General features: G+C 66.5%; 13 protein-coding genes and 1 other RNA gene. 7 read left to right on the forward strand and 7 right to left on the reverse strand.

Features of this window, described 5'->3' with window-relative positions; all coding sequences use genetic code 11:
* Window positions 1–63 precede the first annotated feature (63 nt).
* Both OG874_RS03250 and OG874_RS03255 read left to right on the forward strand, forming a co-directional pair.
* Window positions 64–7,326 (forward strand): amino acid adenylation domain-containing protein, encoded by a 7,263-nt coding sequence (locus OG874_RS03250; RefSeq protein ID WP_330253636.1) that lies wholly within the window; start codon window positions 64–66, stop codon window positions 7,324–7,326.
* Window positions 7,327–7,514: 188 nt separating this feature from the next.
* Window positions 7,515–8,210, forward strand: a complete 696-nt coding sequence (locus OG874_RS03255) for a S1 family peptidase (RefSeq protein WP_330253637.1) — start codon at window positions 7,515–7,517, stop codon at window positions 8,208–8,210.
* On the opposite strand, the gene OG874_RS03260 is transcribed toward OG874_RS03255, so the two are convergent.
* Window positions 8,159–9,016, reverse strand: a complete 858-nt coding sequence (locus OG874_RS03260) for a helix-turn-helix domain-containing protein (RefSeq protein ID WP_330253638.1) — start codon at window positions 9,014–9,016, stop codon at window positions 8,159–8,161. The two genes, OG874_RS03255 and OG874_RS03260, sit on opposite strands and share 52 nt — an antisense overlap.
* Before the next feature lie 130 nt (window positions 9,017–9,146).
* Between OG874_RS03260 and OG874_RS03265 the strand changes: the two genes are divergently transcribed.
* Complete coding sequence (locus tag OG874_RS03265) at window positions 9,147–9,554, forward strand: hypothetical protein (protein ID WP_330253639.1); 408 nt, start codon at window positions 9,147–9,149, stop codon at window positions 9,552–9,554.
* A gap of 199 nt (window positions 9,555–9,753) precedes the next feature.
* Here the strand turns inward: OG874_RS03265 and OG874_RS03270 are convergent, their stop codons facing one another.
* Complete coding sequence (locus OG874_RS03270) at window positions 9,754–10,179, reverse strand: hypothetical protein (protein ID WP_330253640.1); 426 nt, start codon at window positions 10,177–10,179, stop codon at window positions 9,754–9,756.
* Between the two features lie 278 nt (window positions 10,180–10,457).
* On the opposite strand from OG874_RS03270, the gene OG874_RS03275 reads away from it, so the two are divergent.
* Window positions 10,458–10,877 carry a pyridoxamine 5'-phosphate oxidase family protein gene (locus OG874_RS03275; protein WP_330253641.1) on the forward strand — a complete coding sequence of 140 codons (420 nt, stop codon included), beginning with the start codon at window positions 10,458–10,460 and terminating at the stop codon, window positions 10,875–10,877.
* A gap of 3 nt (window positions 10,878–10,880) precedes the next feature.
* On the opposite strand, the gene OG874_RS03280 is transcribed toward OG874_RS03275, so the two are convergent.
* The 4 genes from OG874_RS03280 to OG874_RS03295 form a co-directional block, all read right to left on the reverse strand.
* Entirely contained in the window at window positions 10,881–11,459 is a 579-nt protein-coding gene (locus OG874_RS03280; protein WP_330253642.1) for an NUDIX domain-containing protein, read from the reverse strand.
* Between the two features lie 37 nt (window positions 11,460–11,496).
* Window positions 11,497–11,781 (reverse strand): hypothetical protein, encoded by a 285-nt coding sequence (locus OG874_RS03285; protein ID WP_330253643.1) that lies wholly within the window; start codon window positions 11,779–11,781, stop codon window positions 11,497–11,499.
* A 91-nt stretch (window positions 11,782–11,872) separates the two neighbouring features.
* Window positions 11,873–12,043 (reverse strand): hypothetical protein, encoded by a 171-nt coding sequence (locus OG874_RS03290; protein WP_330253644.1) that lies wholly within the window; start codon window positions 12,041–12,043, stop codon window positions 11,873–11,875.
* Window positions 12,044–12,145: 102 nt separating this feature from the next.
* Complete coding sequence (locus OG874_RS03295; protein ID WP_330253645.1) at window positions 12,146–13,033, reverse strand: alpha/beta hydrolase; 888 nt, start codon at window positions 13,031–13,033, stop codon at window positions 12,146–12,148.
* A 415-nt stretch (window positions 13,034–13,448) separates the two neighbouring features.
* Between OG874_RS03295 and OG874_RS03300 the strand changes: the two genes are divergently transcribed.
* The 3 genes from OG874_RS03300 (at window position 13,449) to OG874_RS03310 (ending at window position 16,597) form a co-directional block, all read left to right on the forward strand.
* Complete coding sequence (locus OG874_RS03300) at window positions 13,449–14,900, forward strand: amidase (protein ID WP_330253646.1); 1,452 nt, start codon at window positions 13,449–13,451, stop codon at window positions 14,898–14,900.
* A gap of 292 nt (window positions 14,901–15,192) precedes the next feature.
* Window positions 15,193–15,601, forward strand: an RNA gene (gene rnpB, locus OG874_RS03305) — RNase P RNA component class A.
* Between the two features lie 90 nt (window positions 15,602–15,691).
* Window positions 15,692–16,597: a slipin family protein gene (locus tag OG874_RS03310; RefSeq protein ID WP_330257156.1), complete on the forward strand. Its 906-nt coding sequence runs from the start codon at window positions 15,692–15,694 to the stop codon at window positions 16,595–16,597.
* 197 nt (window positions 16,598–16,794) lie between these two features.
* Here the strand turns inward: OG874_RS03310 and OG874_RS03315 are convergent, their stop codons facing one another.
* The gene (locus OG874_RS03315) at window positions 16,795–17,184 is read right to left on the reverse strand and encodes a hypothetical protein (RefSeq protein ID WP_330253647.1); all 390 of its coding nucleotides are present in this window, start codon (window positions 17,182–17,184) and stop codon (window positions 16,795–16,797) included.
* Window positions 17,185–17,210 lie beyond the last annotated feature (26 nt).

Here is a 17,210-nt window from a genome sequence, read left to right on the forward strand (position 1 = left end):
ATCAGGGGGTCCTGGACAGATTTGCGCACGGTCTGTGCCGCAACCGTCGCGATAGGAGTGACTGTGACGTCCGAAACGAGCGCAAACCCCGACAGACCCACCGAGGCATGGCCGGTCAGCGCGTATCAGCGCGACGTGCTCGGCCTGGCATTGCGGCTGGCGCCGGAACCCGTTGCCCAGCAGACCTATAGCCTGCGCATGGACGAGCCGCTGGATATCGGGCGACTGCGGGCGTGCTGGCGGCGAGCACTGATGAGTGACGAAGCGCTGCGCCTGCGCTTCGCCTTCGACAACGGTGAGTTCCGGCAGTGGATTTCGGATGAGATTCCGCGGGTTGAGGTCGTCGATCTGACCGGTGCGCCGGATCCCGAGGCCGCGGTCCAGGAGTGGCTGTGGCGCGAGGTGGGCGCGCCGGAGCGACCGGATCGGCCCGCGCGCCTGGCCGCCGTGGTGGACCGGCCGGACCGGTTCTTCCTGTTCATCTCGGTCCATCACGCGCTGGCCGACGGGTACGGCATGAATCTGGTCATCGCCACGCTCGATACCAGCTACAAGATGAAAGACGTACCGCCCGACCAGCTCGCGGTGCCCGAGCCCGTCAACGAGCACACCGACCGTTCCGTGGCGACCTACCGGCGGATCATCGAGGACGATGAGGCGTACCGGGCCTCTGAGCAGTACACGGCGGACCGCGACGGCCTGCTCGCCGCGCTCGACGGCGTCGAGCCGGCCCTGTTTCCGAATCGGACCAGCGCGGCGAGAATCGCGCGTGGACACTACAACACGATGATCTCGGGGGAGTACCTCGATCGGGTCCGGGCCACCGGCGTCACCGTCTTCGCCTACCTCACGGCCGCGGTCGCGACCTATCTCGCGACGATCCACCGCACCGATCAGGTGGTGATCGGCGTGCCGATGCTCAACCGGCACTCGGCGGAGACCTACCGTACCCAGGGCCATCGCGCCAATGTCATTCCGCTGCCGGTGCGCGTCGAACGGGACGTGCCGCTCGCGCGGATCGCGGAGCAGGTGACCCAGCAGATTCGAAAGCTGAAGAAGCATCAGCGATTTCCCTACGGTGAACTGACCCGCGCGCTGAATCCGGACCCGGTCGCGCCGCCGCTGTACGACGTCGCCTTCTCGCACACCAAACTGCCGGATGCCGACTACGTCCACGAGCTCATCTCGAAGTGGACGGTGCACAATCCGGGTTCGGTGACCAACGCACTCACCATCGTCACCGCGGAGAACGGCCGCGACGGCTCGATCAGCCTCCAGTTGTTCTACGACACCGACATTTTCGACGCGAGCTTCCCGATCGAGTCGGCGCTGCGCAGTGTCGCGGAGATGGTCACCGCATCGCTGGATCATCCGCAGACCCCGGTGGGTGCGCTGCCGCTGCTCTCGGAGCCGACCAGTGCCGAAGTGTCGACCTTCGAGGCGGGGCCGCGAATCGAGTTCCCCTACACCACCATTGATCGGCTCTTCAACGAACAGGCTGCCGCGCATCCGGACCGGGTGGCCATCGTGCCCGCCGCCGGATCGGGTGAACGATGGCTGACCTACGGGCAATTGTCCGGGCTGGTAGACGGTTTCGCAGCGAAGCTGCATGAGCTGGGCGCGACCGGCAACGAGTGCATACCGGTAATTCTGCCTCGGACCACCGACATGGTGATCGCGGTGCTGGGAATACTGCGCGCCGGTTGCGCTTACGTGCCGCTCGATCCGGATTATCCGGCGGCGCGGATCGAAACGGTCCTCGCCGATTGCGAGGCGCGGTTCGTGGTCGCCGGGCGCGAGCACGCGCGGCTCTATGCCGATCTCGGCGTCACCCGCGTCACGGTGGCCGACACGCTGCCCGGCATTGTCGAAAATGTCTCGCACCCAGCGGATCTGAGCTATCTGATCTACACCTCGGGCTCGACCGGTGTGCCCAAAGGCGTGATGATCGAGCACCGCTCGGTGGTCAACCGGCTCACCTGGATGCAGCGCCGCTACCCGCTGGCCGCCGACGATGTCATCCTGCAGAAGACGCCGGTCACCTTCGACGTGTCGGTGTGGGAGTTGTTCTGGTGGGCCATCACCGGAGCCGAGGTGGCGTTGCTGGAGGTCGGCGGCGAACGGGATCCGCGCCGCATCGCCGAGGCCATCGAGGCGAATTCGGTGACCGTCGTGCATTTCGTGCCGTCCATGCTGGCCGCCTTCGTGGACGAGCTGACCGCCGATCGCACGATCGTGCCGCGCATCGCGGGCCTGCGCCGGGTGTTCTGCAGTGGTGAGGCGCTGCCGCCCGCGCTGGTGCGCCGCTTCCACGCGGCCTTCGCGGCGGTGCAACAGCAGCCGCCGCGGCTGGTGAACCTGTACGGCCCCACCGAGGCCACCGTCGACGTGTCGTATTTCGATTGCCCCGCCGCTAGCGACTGCTTGCAGGTCACTCGAAACAACCAGCACGATTCGCTCGATGTAGTGCCGATCGGCCGACCGATCGACAATATCGACCTGCTGGTGCTCGACGAATCCGGACGCAGAATGCCCATCGGCGTGCCCGGTGAACTCAATATCGCCGGTGTCGGCGTCGCCCGGGGTTACCGCGGTCGCCCCGAGCTGACCGCCGCCGCCTTCGTCGACGATCTGACCGTGCCGGGCCGCCGCCGCTACCGCACCGGCGATCTGGCGCGCTGGCTGGCCGACGGCACCTTGGAGTACCTGGGCCGCTTCGACGACCAGGTGAAGATCCGCGGCAACCGGATCACCCTCGGCGAGGTGGAGAACGCGATTCTGGGTTGCCACGGTGTGCGCGGCGCGGCCGTGCTCGACGAGCAGTCGCAGACACACGGTGCGCATCTGGTCGGGTACTTCGTCGGCGACGCGGTGACCGGCGACGAGATCGCCGAACAGATCGCGACCCGCCTGCCCCGCTACATGATTCCGACCCGGCTGCTGCGCGTGGATCGGATCCCGTCGACCCGCAACGGCAAGGCCGATCGCAAGGCGTTGACCAGGCAGGCGGCGGCCGCCGACCATGCGGTCGCGGCGGCGGTCGAACCACGAACACCGGTCGAGGCCGAGCTGGCACAGGTCTGGCGGACCGTGCTCGGCATCGACTCCATCGGTGTACACGACAACTTCTTTACCCACGGCGGCGATTCCATACTCGCGCTTTCTGTGCGCACCGCCGCCGAGCGGGCCGGGATGTTCTTCGATGTGGATGCCTTCTACGAGCATCCGACGATCGCCGAACTCGCCCGGATCGTCTCGGATGGCCCGGACGGCGAGCGGATTCGGATCGCCACGACACTGGAGACGGTGCCGCTGATCGACCGCGCGGCACTACATCAGGCCGAGGACGCCTTCCCGGCCAACGCGCTGCAGCTCGGCATGCTCTTCCACAGCATCGAGCGCGCCGATTCGGTGACCTACAAGGACGTATTCCGCTACCGACTCGACATGCCGTGGGATGCCGCGCAGTTCCGTGCGGCGTTCGACCGACTGGTGCGCCGTCAGCCCGCGCTGCGTTCGTCGTTCGAGCTGAGCAAGTACTCGGTTCCGCTCCAAGTCGTGCACACCGCGGTCGACTACGAGGTCGAGATCGTCGATCTCACCGATATCGACCAGGTGCTGGCCGATCAAGAGGTCGAGGACTACATCCAGGAGCGCAGGCACGCTCCGTACGACCTCACCCGCGCCCCGCTGCACGCCCTGTGCGTATTCCTGCAGTCCGCCGAAAGCGCTGGTCGGACTGTTGATCTGGTGTTCAGTTTCCACCACGCGATCCTCGATGGGTGGAGCGTCGCGACCTCGGTGCTCGAGCTGCTGCTGGACTATCTGAACAAGCTGGGGTTGCTCCAGACCGGCCTCGCCGCGGCCCCACATTCGGCCACCGTGCTCGCCGAGTACGCACAAGCCGAAATCGCGGCGGCGCACGACGATTCGGCGCGTGCGTTCTGGCGTGACACGCTGGCGGGGGCCGAACCGACCGCGCTGACCGCGCTCGGTGTCCATGAGGGTGTGGTGGCGCGGGAACCGCAGGCCCGCGCGCTGGTGCCGCGCCGGCTCGCCGAGCGGATCACCGCCTTCGCGGCCCGGCACCAGGTGCCCGAGAAGGCCGTCTATTTGGCGGCGCACTGCTTGACGCTGCGCACGGTGACCGGGCGTGCCGATATCACCACCGGCGTGGTCAGCCACGGCCGTCCGGACCGGGCGGGCGCGGAAAGTATTGCGGGCCTGTTCCTCAACACGCTGCCGATGCGACTGGACGATACCGCCGTGACCTGGCGTGCGGCCGTCGACCAGGTGGCGCGCCGGGAACGCGAGGCCTACCCGCATCGGCGCTATCCGCTGCGCTCGATCCTGGCCGATGGCGGTCCCGTCTTCGAGACCGCATTCAACTTCATCAACTACCACCTTTTCGCACCGATCGTCGGAGCGGACGGAGTCGCACTGCGCGACTTCGACGTTCGCGAGGACACCAACTTCCAATTACTGGTGACGGTGGCCAACGACCCGCGCGACGGCCGAATGTGGGTGCGGGTCAACGGCGATCACACCCTGACCAGGGATCAGTGCGAGACCGTCGCGATCACCCAGCTGCGCATGCTGGCGAGCATCGTCGCGGATCCGGATGCGGCGATCGATCGCAGCGCCGGTCCGCTGACCGCCCGTGATGTCGGCACGCTGGTCGCCGAGGCGGCCGCGCTGAATCCGGACACGATCGCCGTGCGGGGCGACGAGTCCAGCATGACCTACAACGAACTGATCGAGCGCTGCGGTCGACTTGTGCGGCGGCTCAGCGGTTTCGGCATCCGGCCCGGCGACCGGATCGGCATTCTGATGAGCCGTCGCCCGGAGTTGGTGCTGCTGGTGCTGGCGCTCATGCGGATCGGCGCGGCTTGTGTGCCGCTCGACGTCAGCTACCCACGGGCCCGGCTGAATCTGATGATCGACCGCGCCCGTCCGCACCGCGTGATCGCCGACGCCGACTACGCCGAGATCGTCGACAACGCCGCACTTGTACTGGACACCGCGGCGCTGTTCGACCCGACCGTTGGACATGCGCAAGGCGTTGTCCCGGACCAGGTATCGCCCGACGCGATCGCGTATGTCCTGTTCACCTCCGGCTCCACCGGCGAGCCCAAGGGCGTCGCCATGCCGCATCGCGGCCTGACTTCCCTGGTCGACTGGCAGAACCGCAGCCCATCGGGTATCGACCTGGCCAGCACATTGCAGCTGGCTCCGCTGAGCTTCGACGTCTCGTTCCAGGAGATCTTCACGACACTGGCCGCGGGTTCCACGCTGCGAGTGAGTTCGGCGGATCTGCGCGCCAATGTCGAGGAGTTGTTGAATACCGTCGTCGACGAGGGCATCGAGCGACTGTTCCTGCCTTACGTCGCGCTGCAGGCCTTCGCCGAGGCCGTGGTCGCCCGGCGGATGTTTCCAGTGAACCTGAAGGTGCTCGCCTCCTCCGGTGAGCAGTTGCGCATCACCGACGAGATCCGCGCACTGTGCAAGGTGGTGCCGGGACTGCTGCTGGAAAACCAGTACGGCCCAACCGAATCCCACGTCGCGACCACCTTCACGCTCACCGGTTCGCCCGACGACTATCCGGCGCTGCCGCCCGTCGGCCGCGCGGTCGACGGCGATACCGTCGAACTGCTCGACGGCGCACTGCGTCCGGTGGCCGACGGTGTGATCGGTGAGATCTACCTGGGCGGACGGTCCATCGCGAGCGGGTACCAGGGCCGGGCGGCGTTGACCGCCCAGCGGTTCGTGGCCACCCACGGCGGTGCAATCCTTTATCGCACCGGTGATCTCGGCGTGCGGCTGGCCGCAGGCGATATCGTCTGCCTAGGCCGCAGCGACAGTCAGGTCAAGATCCGCGGCTTCCGGGTGGAGCCCGCCGAGGTGGAGCTGTGCATCCTCGGGCTGGTGGAGCGGTATCCGGCCGTCACCGAAGCCGCTGTGGTGGCACGGGGTTTCGGCGGGATCGACGGTGCGTTGATCGCCTTCCTGGTCGGGGACGCCGAACAGACCGATCTGGCCGCGCTGCGGCACGATCTGCGCGGCGTGCTGCCGGCGCATATGGTGCCGTCCCGGTTCGTCTTCCTCGACGAACTGCCCCGCACGCCGAGCGGTAAGCGCGACGACCGGGCGCTGCGCTGCATCGTCGAGGCCGCACCGGAATCTGTTGCCACCCAGCGGGAACCGGCCGACGAGTACGAGCAGTCCGCGGCCGCGCTCCTGGCGGAGTATGCCGGCCTGCGTTCGATCGGTCTGGACGACGATTTCTTCGCCGCGGGCGGCACCTCCATCGGAGCCATGCGCGTGGTGATGGGGCTGTCGCGGCGTTTCGGCGTCGAGGTGCCACTCGACTCGTTCATCGGTGCGCCGACGGCCGCCGAACTCGCCGCGCTGATCCGGTCCGGTGATACCCACCGCACCTATGACCCCGTGGTGCCGATCAGCGTCGGCGGTGATAAGCCGCCGCTGTTCCTGGTGCATCCGATCGGTGGAAATGTGCTGTGCTACTTGGCACTTGCCCGCCACCTCGATCCGGATCGCGCGGTCTACGGGTTACAGGCCGCGGGCGCCGATCCCGGGAGCACACCGGAGAAGTCGATCATCGCAATGGCCGAGTCCTATCTGGCGGCGGTGCGCCGGGTGCACCCGCAGGGGCCGTACCACCTGGCGGGCTGGTCGTTCGGCGGCAATGTCGCGCTCGAGATGGCGCGGCAGTTGCCCGAGCACGAAGTGGCCAGCGTGACGCTGCTGGACACGATGGCGTTGCGCCAGCAGGCCCGCGAGCTTATCGCCGAGGAGCAGCTCATCCGCTGGTTCTTCCTCGAATTGCTCTGGTACGCCCGGGGAAATCAGGCCGCGCTGGTCGATTTCGAACCCGACGTGCACGGGTCCGAGGCGTTGTTCGACGCGATGCTCACCGAGGCGATACGGTCCGGGATCCTGCCCACCGACAGTTCACCGCAGGCGATCCGCAGGCTCTACGACGTGTTCTACGCCAACTACACGGCGCTGCTGGAGTACCGGCTCGAGCCCTATGACCGCGATATCACCCTGCTGCGGGCCGAGGAGGGCCTGCCGCCGGGTGTCGATATCGCGCACCAGGCCGTGGGGAGCATGTTCGACAGCGGGAACAACGGGTGGCGGCAGTATGCGGCCCGGCGCTTCACGCTGGTGTCGGTGCCCGGCGATCACCTGCACATGATGACCGAACCGCATGTCGGTGCGGTCGCGATGCAATTGGACGCGGCGCTGGCGGCGGCCGATCCGAGTATGGATCGTGAGTTGGACGCCGAGATGCTCGACGCCTGAAGTCCGCGACCCGCCGTTATGCGGACGATTCCGCATACGGTTGGGTTTCGGCGGGCGGGTCCGCGATCTTGAACTAGAGTTCCGAGATGGCCGCAACTGTCGGGGCGGCTCTCCATCGTGTGCGGTTGGCCAACGCCTGAGTCGATTCCGATGTCGGCCAGCGCTTTTCGAGAAGGAGAGTACTTGCCGTGAAGTTCGGTTGGATGGCGCTGATCTCGGCCGCCGTGGCGACATCGGGTCTGGTGGCCGGTACCGCGCAGGCGGCGGGAAACGCGGTGGTCGGCGGTAGTTCCGGCCTGGTCTTCGACAACAACGCCGTATGCTCGCTGACCGCGATCGGCTATGACAACGCCGGGCGACTGGTCGGATTGACCGCCGGACACTGCGCCTCGACCGGTGCGCTATTCGGCGCCGAACAGTTCCTGGATGCGGCTGTCATCGGCACCGTCGCGTACTCCGACGACGGCAAGGGCGTCGATTTCGCGGTGCTGCAGTTCGATCCGGCGAAGGTCACACCCGTGCGCAGTATCGGCCCGGCTACCATCGCCGGACTCGGCGCCGCACCCGCTCCCGGCGAACCGGTGTGCACGAGCGGGCGCAGCAGCGGATTCGACTGCGGTGTCGTCTGGGGCTCGCTGCAGGGCAGCACCATCAACCAGTCCTGTTCCAAGCCGGGCGATTCCGGTGGTCCGGTCACCGTGGGGGATCGGTTGGTCGGGATGAATCAGGGGCGGCTGACCGGACTCGGTGGCGTCGGCTTCAATATCCCGTGCCTGTCCGGTGCGAATCCCATTCACTCACCGGCGTTCTTCGCGCCGATCGATCAGATTCTTCAGGCCGTGGACGCCACCGGCGGCGTCGGCAGCGGGTTCCAGCCCATCTGATCCGTCGCGAGCCCGCGCAGGGCTTCGGCGGTGAATGCGTTCAGCGGGTAGAACAATTCGATCGCGAGTTCGGACAGCGTCACGTCGGCGGGTGCGCCGAAGGTGGCCATGGTGCTGAACATGCGCAGTTCACCGAACGGGGTCCGGACGCGCAACGGTACCTCGAACGGACTCGGTTGTGCCGCATCGTCATCCGGCTCCTCGACCGGATCCGGCGGCAACGGGTAGGCGGCCACTTCGTCGAAGAGCGCCCGCAACTCGGCGTCGCCGGTCGCATTGACCTGGCGGGACAGTCGCTCCAGGAACAATTCCCGTACCTGGGTCAGGTTGGCGAGTCGTCCCGCGAGGCCCTCGGGGTGCAGCACCAGCCGATAGACATTCGGTTTCGGCAGCAGCAGTTGCTCGGGGATACCGGTCATCAACAGCCCCATCGCCGCATTGCCGGTGACCACGTTCCAGAGCCGGTCCACCACGACCGCCGGATACGGTTCGTGCGCGGTCAGCATGATATCGAGCGCGGATCGGACCGATGCCAGGTGCGCGTCGTCGAGGCTGCTCTCCCGGTAGGCGGGTGCGTAGTCGGCGGCCAACAGCAGGGTGTTGCGCTCGCGCAGCGGCACCTCCAGCGCATCGCAGAGCCGCAGGATCATCGCTCGGCTCGGCATCGCCCGTCCGGTCTCCACGTAGGAGATGTGCCGCGAGGAGCTGTCCGCGGACAGCGCCAGGTCGAGTTGGCTGAGCCTGCGTCGCTGTCGCCAGTCGCGCAGCAGCGCGCCGACCCGCGATTGCGTCTGAGTTGGTGCCACCTGACCAGGCTAATCAGCGCCGCATGCGCGCAGCCATGACCTCGGAGGTTATTGAGACCTGCACCTCAGGCCCGGCATGGTCGGTCCCGGGAGCCGATCGGCTGCCACGGATCGACCACAGGAGAACGAGATGAGCACAGTCAGCGCCCGGCCTGCGTCGGACACGGATTTCCTGCGGACCGTACTGCGGCTCGACGGCTGGGGCACGGGGATCTTCGGCGTGGTGATGCTGGCCGGGGCGGCGGCCCTGAGTGGGCCGTTGGGGCTGCCGCCTACGTGGTCACTCCCGTTCAGTGTCGCCATGATCGGCGGTGGGCTCGCGCTGTTGCTCATCGCCGGGTATCCCGAACTCGTGCCGAGTCACGCGAACGCTGTCATCGGCGTCAACGCGGTGTCGGCGGTGGCACTGGTGGTGCTGGCGTGCTCGGGTTTGGTCGACCTGACCGGCCTCGGCGTCGTATTCCTACTGATCGGAGCGGTGTGGGTCGCGGTGTTCGCCGGGCTCGAGGTCCGCGGCGTGCGGCAGGCCGGGCGGTAGCTACTTCGGGCCGCAGGCGAAGACCATTTCGCTCTCCAGGCGCGGATCACGTAGGTCGAACTGAATGTTCCCGGTGGTGATCCCGCCAGTGCGTCGAGCCGGATCTCCCGCGCGACCGTCCACTCTTCCCCACCCAATTGCCGCACCCGCATTCCGCGATCTTGCACCGGCAGGTCCGGTCGCGCAATGACCCCTGAGTTCAGCGCAGCCGTCCGCGACGGCTCACCGGCCGTCCGTGGTGTGCTTCGGTGTGCTGCGTGTCCGTCTGGTCCGGTGTGATCGTGTGCTGGTCACGGGCGAGTTCGAGCATGGTCAGCCCGGTTTCGCGGATGAGACCGTCGAGGTCGTCGAGCATTTCGCCGATGGCGTCGCTGGTCGCGCGCAACTCGGTGTCGCTCGGGTCGCGCCGGTCGAAGACCATGCGGAGCTTATGTAGTCGGAGTCCGACGTCGAAGAGGCGGCGCACCAGCCGGTCGCTGGAATCGGCGAAGGCTGTCGCATTTTCGGACCACCCCTCGGCGGGGACGAAGGATCGTCGTGGCTTACGCCGAGCGGTTCGGCCGACACGGGTGCCGCGCCGTAGGCGGGTACCGCTCTGGGGGCTCGACCGCACATCGTCGGGCATCGCATCCTCCTGAGTCGTTGATTCGTATTGGTGGCCACGCTTCGGGACCCGGAGACGTGTGTACTCTAACGCGCACGATAGGACAGCAATGGACTGACCTCTCTCGAAATCGATACTACTGTGCCAATCTGTGGACTGTTTTCGGCGGGTAATTGCTTGGTAGACAACAGGATCAGAACTCGACGGACACCGCGTTCGTCGAGTCCGAACGCCCCGGCGGGACGCGTGGCGATCGATTAGGGGCTGCTTCGGATGCCAAACGGGTGGACAATAGAGACATGGCGTTGGACGGTGTGCGGGAATCGCGCGAACTGTCGGTCGATACATCGTTGCATTTGCTCGGGACGATCGGATTCGGGCGTGTCGCATTCTCGCGCTACGCATTACCCGCTATTCGACCGGTCAGCCATGCGATCGTCGAGGACCATCTGGTGCTCTACGCCGACTCCGCCACGACCAGTTCGCTCGACCATCAGGTCGTGGCCTACGAGGTGGATGCGATCGACCACCACACCCATCTCGGCTGGTGTGTGATCGTCACCGGCATCGCCGACACCGTCCGCGACGAACACGAAATCGTGCGCTATCAACAGTTTCTGCCCGCCCGCACAGTCGGCGCCGGTGATCGAGTGACCAGGATCCTCCCCGATATCGTCACCGGAATCGAATACGTCGGCCCGGCGGACACCGCACGGTAGCCACTATCGGTCCCGGATCGGTTCGGCGAGCAGGGGTTCGAGCTTCGCCAGGAAACGAGCGAAGTGCGGGTCGGAGTCGGGATGGTCGAAGGTATCGATGTCCCACCAGTGGGCATCGCTGAATTCGCCTGGATCCAGGGTGTATTCGCGAGTGCGGTCGCCGCGGATGACGTACCAGAGGCTGACATCCTGGTGTCCGCTGTCCATGCCGACCGTGGTGGTCACGGTGAGGAACAGCGGTTCGGTTCCGGCGACGGTGAATTCGGGATCGATGCCCAATTCCTCCGTCGCCTCCCGTGCGGCGGCGGCCAGCGGATGTTCTCCGGGTGCGATATGACCGCCGGTCGGCAGCCATAATCCGGCGAGCCGATGGCGGCCGAGGAGAACGCCGCGGGTCCGCGGATCCACGAGCACGACATAGGAGACCAGATGGCGTGCAGGAGTGTCGGGTTTGACCCGGCGGAATACATCATCGGTCGAGGCGAGCCAGGCCAGCGTGTCAGCGATGTGCTGGTGTTCGAGCGCATCGATCGGGTCGATCCGGTCGACGATATCGGCGACTGCCGCGGTCGCGAGGTTCATGGTCGGCGACGATAGCGGCAGGCACCGACAGCGCCGATCAGTTGAGCACGACCGGGCGCAACCTGGTGGTATATACCCCCGCCCGATCCAGGGCGTCGGCCGCGGCGTCGAGCTCGATCAGTGCTTCCTCGAACACTTCTCGCGCACCCGCGATGCAGTAGGCCGCGGTGGTGAGCGCTCCGATGCCCTCGGTATCGACCAACATGCCCGAGGCCTGCAACGAGCCGTATCCGGAGTCCAATTCCGCGAGTTCGCGGCGAAGTTCGCGCAGCCGATGAAACACCTGCTGCCGCCGAATCTCCAGTGCCAGTGGATCGGTCATCGCACGCTCCCCGAATCGGCCGCCGACGCAATTCGCCTACCGCAATCTACCGCGACACCCCGACCCGTGCCGTGCCCTGGAAGAGCGCAGGTCAGCACAGGCCCGCGAGTTTGTAGAGCACCAGCGACCCCGCGACCGCGACGTTGAGGTGCCGCAGGGTATTCCCGTGGTTCAACGCGTCGGGCACCCACGGTCGCCGCGGTACCGCCATACAGGCGCCGACCGCGTCACAGGTGCGCAGCAGGGAGGCAACGATTCTCATCGCGGTGATGCTTCGCGGCGCATCCGGGCCATCGACGTGGCCGGTCGTGATCGACCGACGGGGTGTGCCCAGAATACCGTTCGCATCACCGCGAGGGCGATGTCAGGGGCGCAGCACCGATACCAGGAACTCGGTCTGGTCGTACACGGTCTGTTCGAAGACGTCGTCGAAGTAGAGGTCGAAATGTCCTACCGGATACCGCTTTACGACCGCGTGCTTAGTGCGTTGGGCCGCGCGCAGCGTCGGTTTGGGCGGTGCGATCGAGTCGTTATCGGCGATCGCGTAGAACACCGGCATCTTCAGCGCTTTGGCCCGGCGGCCCGGGGAATCGAACAATGTCGAGAACGCCACACGGGCAGCGACTTTCGGTTCGTAGGTCTCGCTCTCCTCGACGAGCCTGCCGAAGCCTTCCGGCACATCCGGCGCGCTCATCAGCGCCGCCGCGCGCTTGCGACCGGCCAGCCGGATACGAATGGGCTTGCGCCGGATCGAGCCGATGAGCAGATCGGTGGCGGCGATGGTGGCCACCTTGGTCAGGCTGGTCGGGCCCTTGGCCATGGCCGAGGCCCAGCCGCTGGTGAACGGAACCTGGGCGACTACCGCCGCGATGTAATCGTCGTCGGGTGCGACCGCCAGTACGTGGCCGCCGCCGAAAGAGGTGCCCCACAGGGCGATTCGAGTCGCATCGAAGCCACGCAGGGTGCGCCCGTACGCGATGGCCGAGCGCCAGTCCTCGCGCTGCCGGGCGATATGTAGTAGCTGGCGCGGTGAGCCCTGGCTGGCGCCGAAGTGCCGGTAGTCGAATACCAGCACACCCATGCCCGCGGCGGCGAATCGCCGAGCGTACCGGTCCAAACCCATCTCACGGTTGGCCCCCAAACCGTGCCCCATCACCACGAGTGGGCGGGGCTTGGGGACGCCGTCGGGGGGATACAGCCAGGCAGCGCAGTGCTCGCTACCCGAGGGAAAACTGACCTCGACACGTTCCATAGCACCTCACCGTACTGTTTCGGTCCGAGCTGTTGCGCTCCGACCGGTCGCCAGGTCAGGCCATTGATTCCGCCCCGCCCGGAAGGGCGGGGATTCCTGGCTCATGCTGCCTGATCGCTCGGCGAGCGCTCAGGTCGTCTGCAATCAACACCAGCAGGGTCGAAACCAGCCCTGTTGAGTCTTTCAGCCCGAGAGGAACATGACGAGTACTGAGATATCTATCCCGTTGTGCGAAACGGCATCTCATGGCCTGTGTCAATGGCACTAGCCCACTGCCAACACCATGACCTGGGGTGGGCCACCTCTGATGACGGATCGAGTGCGTGACATTGCCGGTGATGGTGGCCCGTTCGACCTTCCCGTTGTGCGAAGCGGCACTTTATGTCCTCTGCGGCAGGCCAATAACGTCGGATTCATGGAGTGGAATTTTCTTTCGGCCGAAGAGCTTTCAGCTGCCTTGCGGGCCGGTGAAGTGACCTCGGTAGAACTCACCGACGAGGCGATCGCCCGCATCGAGCGCGACGACAAGGCGATCAACGCGATCTGTGTGCCGGACTTCGACCGTGCGCGGGCCGCCGCACATCGTGCCGACCAGGCGCGCGCCCGCGGCGAGGACCGGCCGCTGCTCGGTATTCCGGTGACGGTCAAGGAGTCCTACAACATCGCCGGGCTACCCACGACCTGGGGCATGCCGCAGCACGCGAACTACGTACCGACCGAGGACGCGGTACAGGTGTCGCGGTTGAAGGCGGCCGGCGCGGTGCTGCTCGGTAAGACCAATGTGCCGTTGATGCTGCGAGATATCCAGAGCTTCAACGAGATCTACGGCACCACCAACAATCCGTGGGATCACGGCCGCACGTCGGGTGGGTCCTCCGGCGGTTCGGCGGCGGCCCTGGCGGCCGGATTCGGCGCGCTGTCCATCGGCTCCGACCTCGCCGGTTCGCTGCGCACCCCCGCGCATTTCTGCGGTGTCTACGCGCACAAGCCGACACTCGGGCTGGCGGCGGCCCGCGGTATGGTCGCGCCGCCAGCGCCGGCCTTGCCGGTCGATCTCGACCTCGCCGTTGTCGGTCCGATGGCGCGCACCGCCCGCGACCTCGCGCTGCTGCTCGACGTGATGGCCGGACCGGACCCGCTGACCCACGGCGTCGCCTACGACGTCGCACTGCCGCCCGCGCGTCACGAGCGGCTGTCGGACTTCCGTGTCCTGATCATCGAGGACCATCCGCTCATTCCGACCGGATCGGCGGTGCGGGCGGGCGTGACCCGGGTCGCCGAGGCGCTCGTCGACGCGGGCGCCCGCGTCGAACGGCGCAGTCCGCTGCTGCCCGATCCGACCGAAGCGGCGACGCTCTACATGCTGCTGATGCTGTCGAACGCCGCCGCAGGTATTTCCCTCGACGTGTACGAACAGCTGCGGACCCACGCCGCCGCCCTGAGCGCGGACGACCGGAGTCTCGATGCGGCGCGGCTGCGCGGCATGGTGCTCAGCCACCGCGACTGGGTCGAGGCGAACAACCGTCGCGAACTCCACCGCCACGGCTGGCGGCAGCTCTTCGCCGAGTTCGATGCCGTGGTGTGCCCCATCACGCCAACTCCCGCCTTCCCGCACGACCACAACGGAGGTCTGGAGAACCGGCACATCGACATCGACGGCATCGAGTACCCGTACTTCGACCAGCTCGTCTGGGCCGGTGTGGCGACCATGCCCGGTCTGCCCGCCACCGCCATCCCTGCGGGCCGGTCCCCCGAGGGGCTGCCGGTGGGAGTGCAGCTCATCGGTCCGATGTTCGAGGACCGCACCCCGCTGCGGCTGGCCGAACTGCTCGAGCAGAAGATCGGCGGCTTCCGGACACCGAAGTGACGCGCACCACCGGGTGTCCACCCAGGACGAAGCGCCCGCCGAAATCGCAACCGACCACGACAACCCGAGAATCGTTGCAGAAATCAACCTCCGCCAATTGCCACGGGCGTTCGCGGCAACGCACGGTATCGCCGCTGAGTGCGCGACGCACATCGAACACCTGCTCGCCATAAACCGCGAAAGTCGAGAGGGACACAATGAGCACCGACGCATTCCTCCCCACCTGAAGGACCGGGCATCCACTCCCGGTGAAGAAGGTACCCCTTGATCAAAGTAGGCTGAACGTCGCGGACGAGTTGGCCGGGCGGCCGCGGTGACAGGAACGGGCATGCGAGTGCCGCCGCCTGTCGCCGAGGAAAGTCCGGACTCCACAGAGCAGGGCGGTTGCTAACGGCAACCCGGGGTGACCCGCGGGACAGTGCCACAGAGAACAGACCGCCGACGCGCGAGCGTCGGTGAGGGTGAAACGGTGCGGTAAGAGCGCACCAGCGCCCCGGGTGACCGGGGCGGCTAGGTAAACCCCGCCCGGAGCAAGGTCGAAGGTCGCACCGTTCGCGGTGCGGCTGCGCAGGTGTTCGAGGGCTGCTCGCCCGAGCCTGCGGGTGGACCGCTCGAGGCACCCGGCGACGGTGTGCCCAGATGGATGGTCGTCACCCGGTGCGAACCGGGGACAGGATCCGGCTTACAGGCCAACTCGTCCGCCCCTTGATTCAGTGCCCGCTCGGTAATCCGGTGCCATGATGGAAGAGGGCCGCATCGGTGCGGTCAGGCACTTCGTATGGGGCGTGGCCATGGATATTCTCAGCATTATCGGGGCGATCATCGGGGTGGGCGCGATCACCGGCGGGGTGCTCACCGCGCTGAGCGCGCGCGTGGTCGCACAGTACGAGCGGGGGCTGGTGTTCCGGTTCGGCCGCGTGGTAGGGACCCGAGATCCCGGTCTGCGCCTGCTGATTCCGTTCGTCGACCGGATGCGCAAGATCTCCACCCAGATCGTCACCATGCCGGTGCCCGCGCAGGACGGCATCACCCGCGACAACGTGACCGTGCGCGTGGACGCGGTGGTCTATTTCCGGGTGATCGACCCGGTGTGCGCCGTGGTGGAGGTGCAGAACTATCTGTTCGCGGTCGGGCAGGTGGCGCAGACGTCCCTGCGCTCGATCATCGGCAAGAGCGATCTGGACAGCCTGCTGGCCAACCGTGAGGAGCTGAACAAGGGGCTGGAAATCATGATCGACAGTCCGGCGCTCAGCTGGGGCATCCACATCGACCGGGTGGAGATCAAGGATGTTTCGATCCCGGATGCGCTGAAGCGCTCGATGTCGCGCCAGGCCGAGGCGGAGCGGGAGCGGCGGGCCCGGGTCATTTCCGCCGAGGGCGAGTTGCAGGCGTCGAAGATGTTGGCACAGGCGGGCGCGCAGATGTCGGAGTCACCGGCGGCGCTGCAATTGCGGCTGCTGGAAACCGTGGTTCAGGTTGCGGCGGAAAAGAATTCGACATTGGTGCTGCCGTTCCCGGTGGAGCTGCTGCGGTTCCTGGAGCGTGCTACCCCGCCGGAGCGGAACGCTGCCGAGCCTGCGGTGCGGACGACGCTGACCCCAACCGAAAAGACCACGGAAATCAATCTGCCCGAGCCGCCCCCTGCGCTCGATCAGGGCAACACGCCAGCGGCAGACCAAGATGGAATGCGCTCGTAACACATCGGGCGTATACCGATACGGGTACGGCGGGCCGTACGGCCGCATCGGTTAGCACAACGTTAGGAAACCGGGCCGATGTCCATTCTGATTCCCGTTATCTCGATCATCGTGATGATCACCGTCGGGTACGTATTGAAGTACCTGCCCAATTATTTGCCGTGGCAGAAGGATTGATTGCTCGGCACTGAAGCTGATCAGCAGAGCATCTTCGCCATCTGGTAGATCGCCTGGGCCTCTTCCTTGGAGGCCTCGGTGGCGCCGGTCTTGGTCCGCTTGATGACGTTCTGGACGACCTCGTCCTCGCCCTTGCCGTCCTTGATGTCCTTGCAGGTGTCGACCAGGATGTCGCGAATCTTGGTGTCGTCCTTGCCCTCGGCGAGCTTGGGGAAGGCGCTGCGGTAGCTCACCACGAATGTCCCCGCCTTGACATTGTCTAGAGTTTCGCCGCCTGCCGCTTTGGCCGCCGAAGTGGTTGCGGCAGCGGAGGAGGAAGCGGCGGGGGCGGATTTATCATCGCCGCAACCCGCGAGGAGCAGGGCCAAGACGGCGGAGCTGGCCGCGATTGCGGTGGTAGTTCTGGTCACGCAGCGGGATGCTAGCGGCACTTGGA

Source organism: Nocardia sp. NBC_00565, assembly GCF_036345915.1.
Taxonomy (GTDB): Bacteria; Actinomycetota; Actinomycetes; order Mycobacteriales; family Mycobacteriaceae; genus Nocardia.

Coding starts and splice junctions, on each gene's coding strand:
- OG874_RS03265 (WP_330253639.1), top strand. CDS start 9,147: ATGAGCACAGTCAGCGCCCGGCCTGCGTCGGACACGGATTTCCTGCGG.
- OG874_RS03270 (WP_330253640.1), bottom strand. CDS start 10,179: ATGCCCGACGATGTGCGGTCGAGCCCCCAGAGCGGTACCCGCCTACGG.
- OG874_RS03275 (WP_330253641.1), top strand. CDS start 10,458: ATGGCGTTGGACGGTGTGCGGGAATCGCGCGAACTGTCGGTCGATACA.
- OG874_RS03280 (WP_330253642.1), bottom strand. CDS start 11,459: ATGAACCTCGCGACCGCGGCAGTCGCCGATATCGTCGACCGGATCGAC.
- OG874_RS03285 (WP_330253643.1), bottom strand. CDS start 11,781: ATGACCGATCCACTGGCACTGGAGATTCGGCGGCAGCAGGTGTTTCAT.
- OG874_RS03290 (WP_330253644.1), bottom strand. CDS start 12,043: ATGAGAATCGTTGCCTCCCTGCTGCGCACCTGTGACGCGGTCGGCGCC.
- OG874_RS03295 (WP_330253645.1), bottom strand. CDS start 13,033: ATGGAACGTGTCGAGGTCAGTTTTCCCTCGGGTAGCGAGCACTGCGCT.
- OG874_RS03300 (WP_330253646.1), top strand. CDS start 13,449: ATGGAGTGGAATTTTCTTTCGGCCGAAGAGCTTTCAGCTGCCTTGCGG.
- OG874_RS03310 (WP_330257156.1), top strand. CDS start 15,692: ATGGATATTCTCAGCATTATCGGGGCGATCATCGGGGTGGGCGCGATC.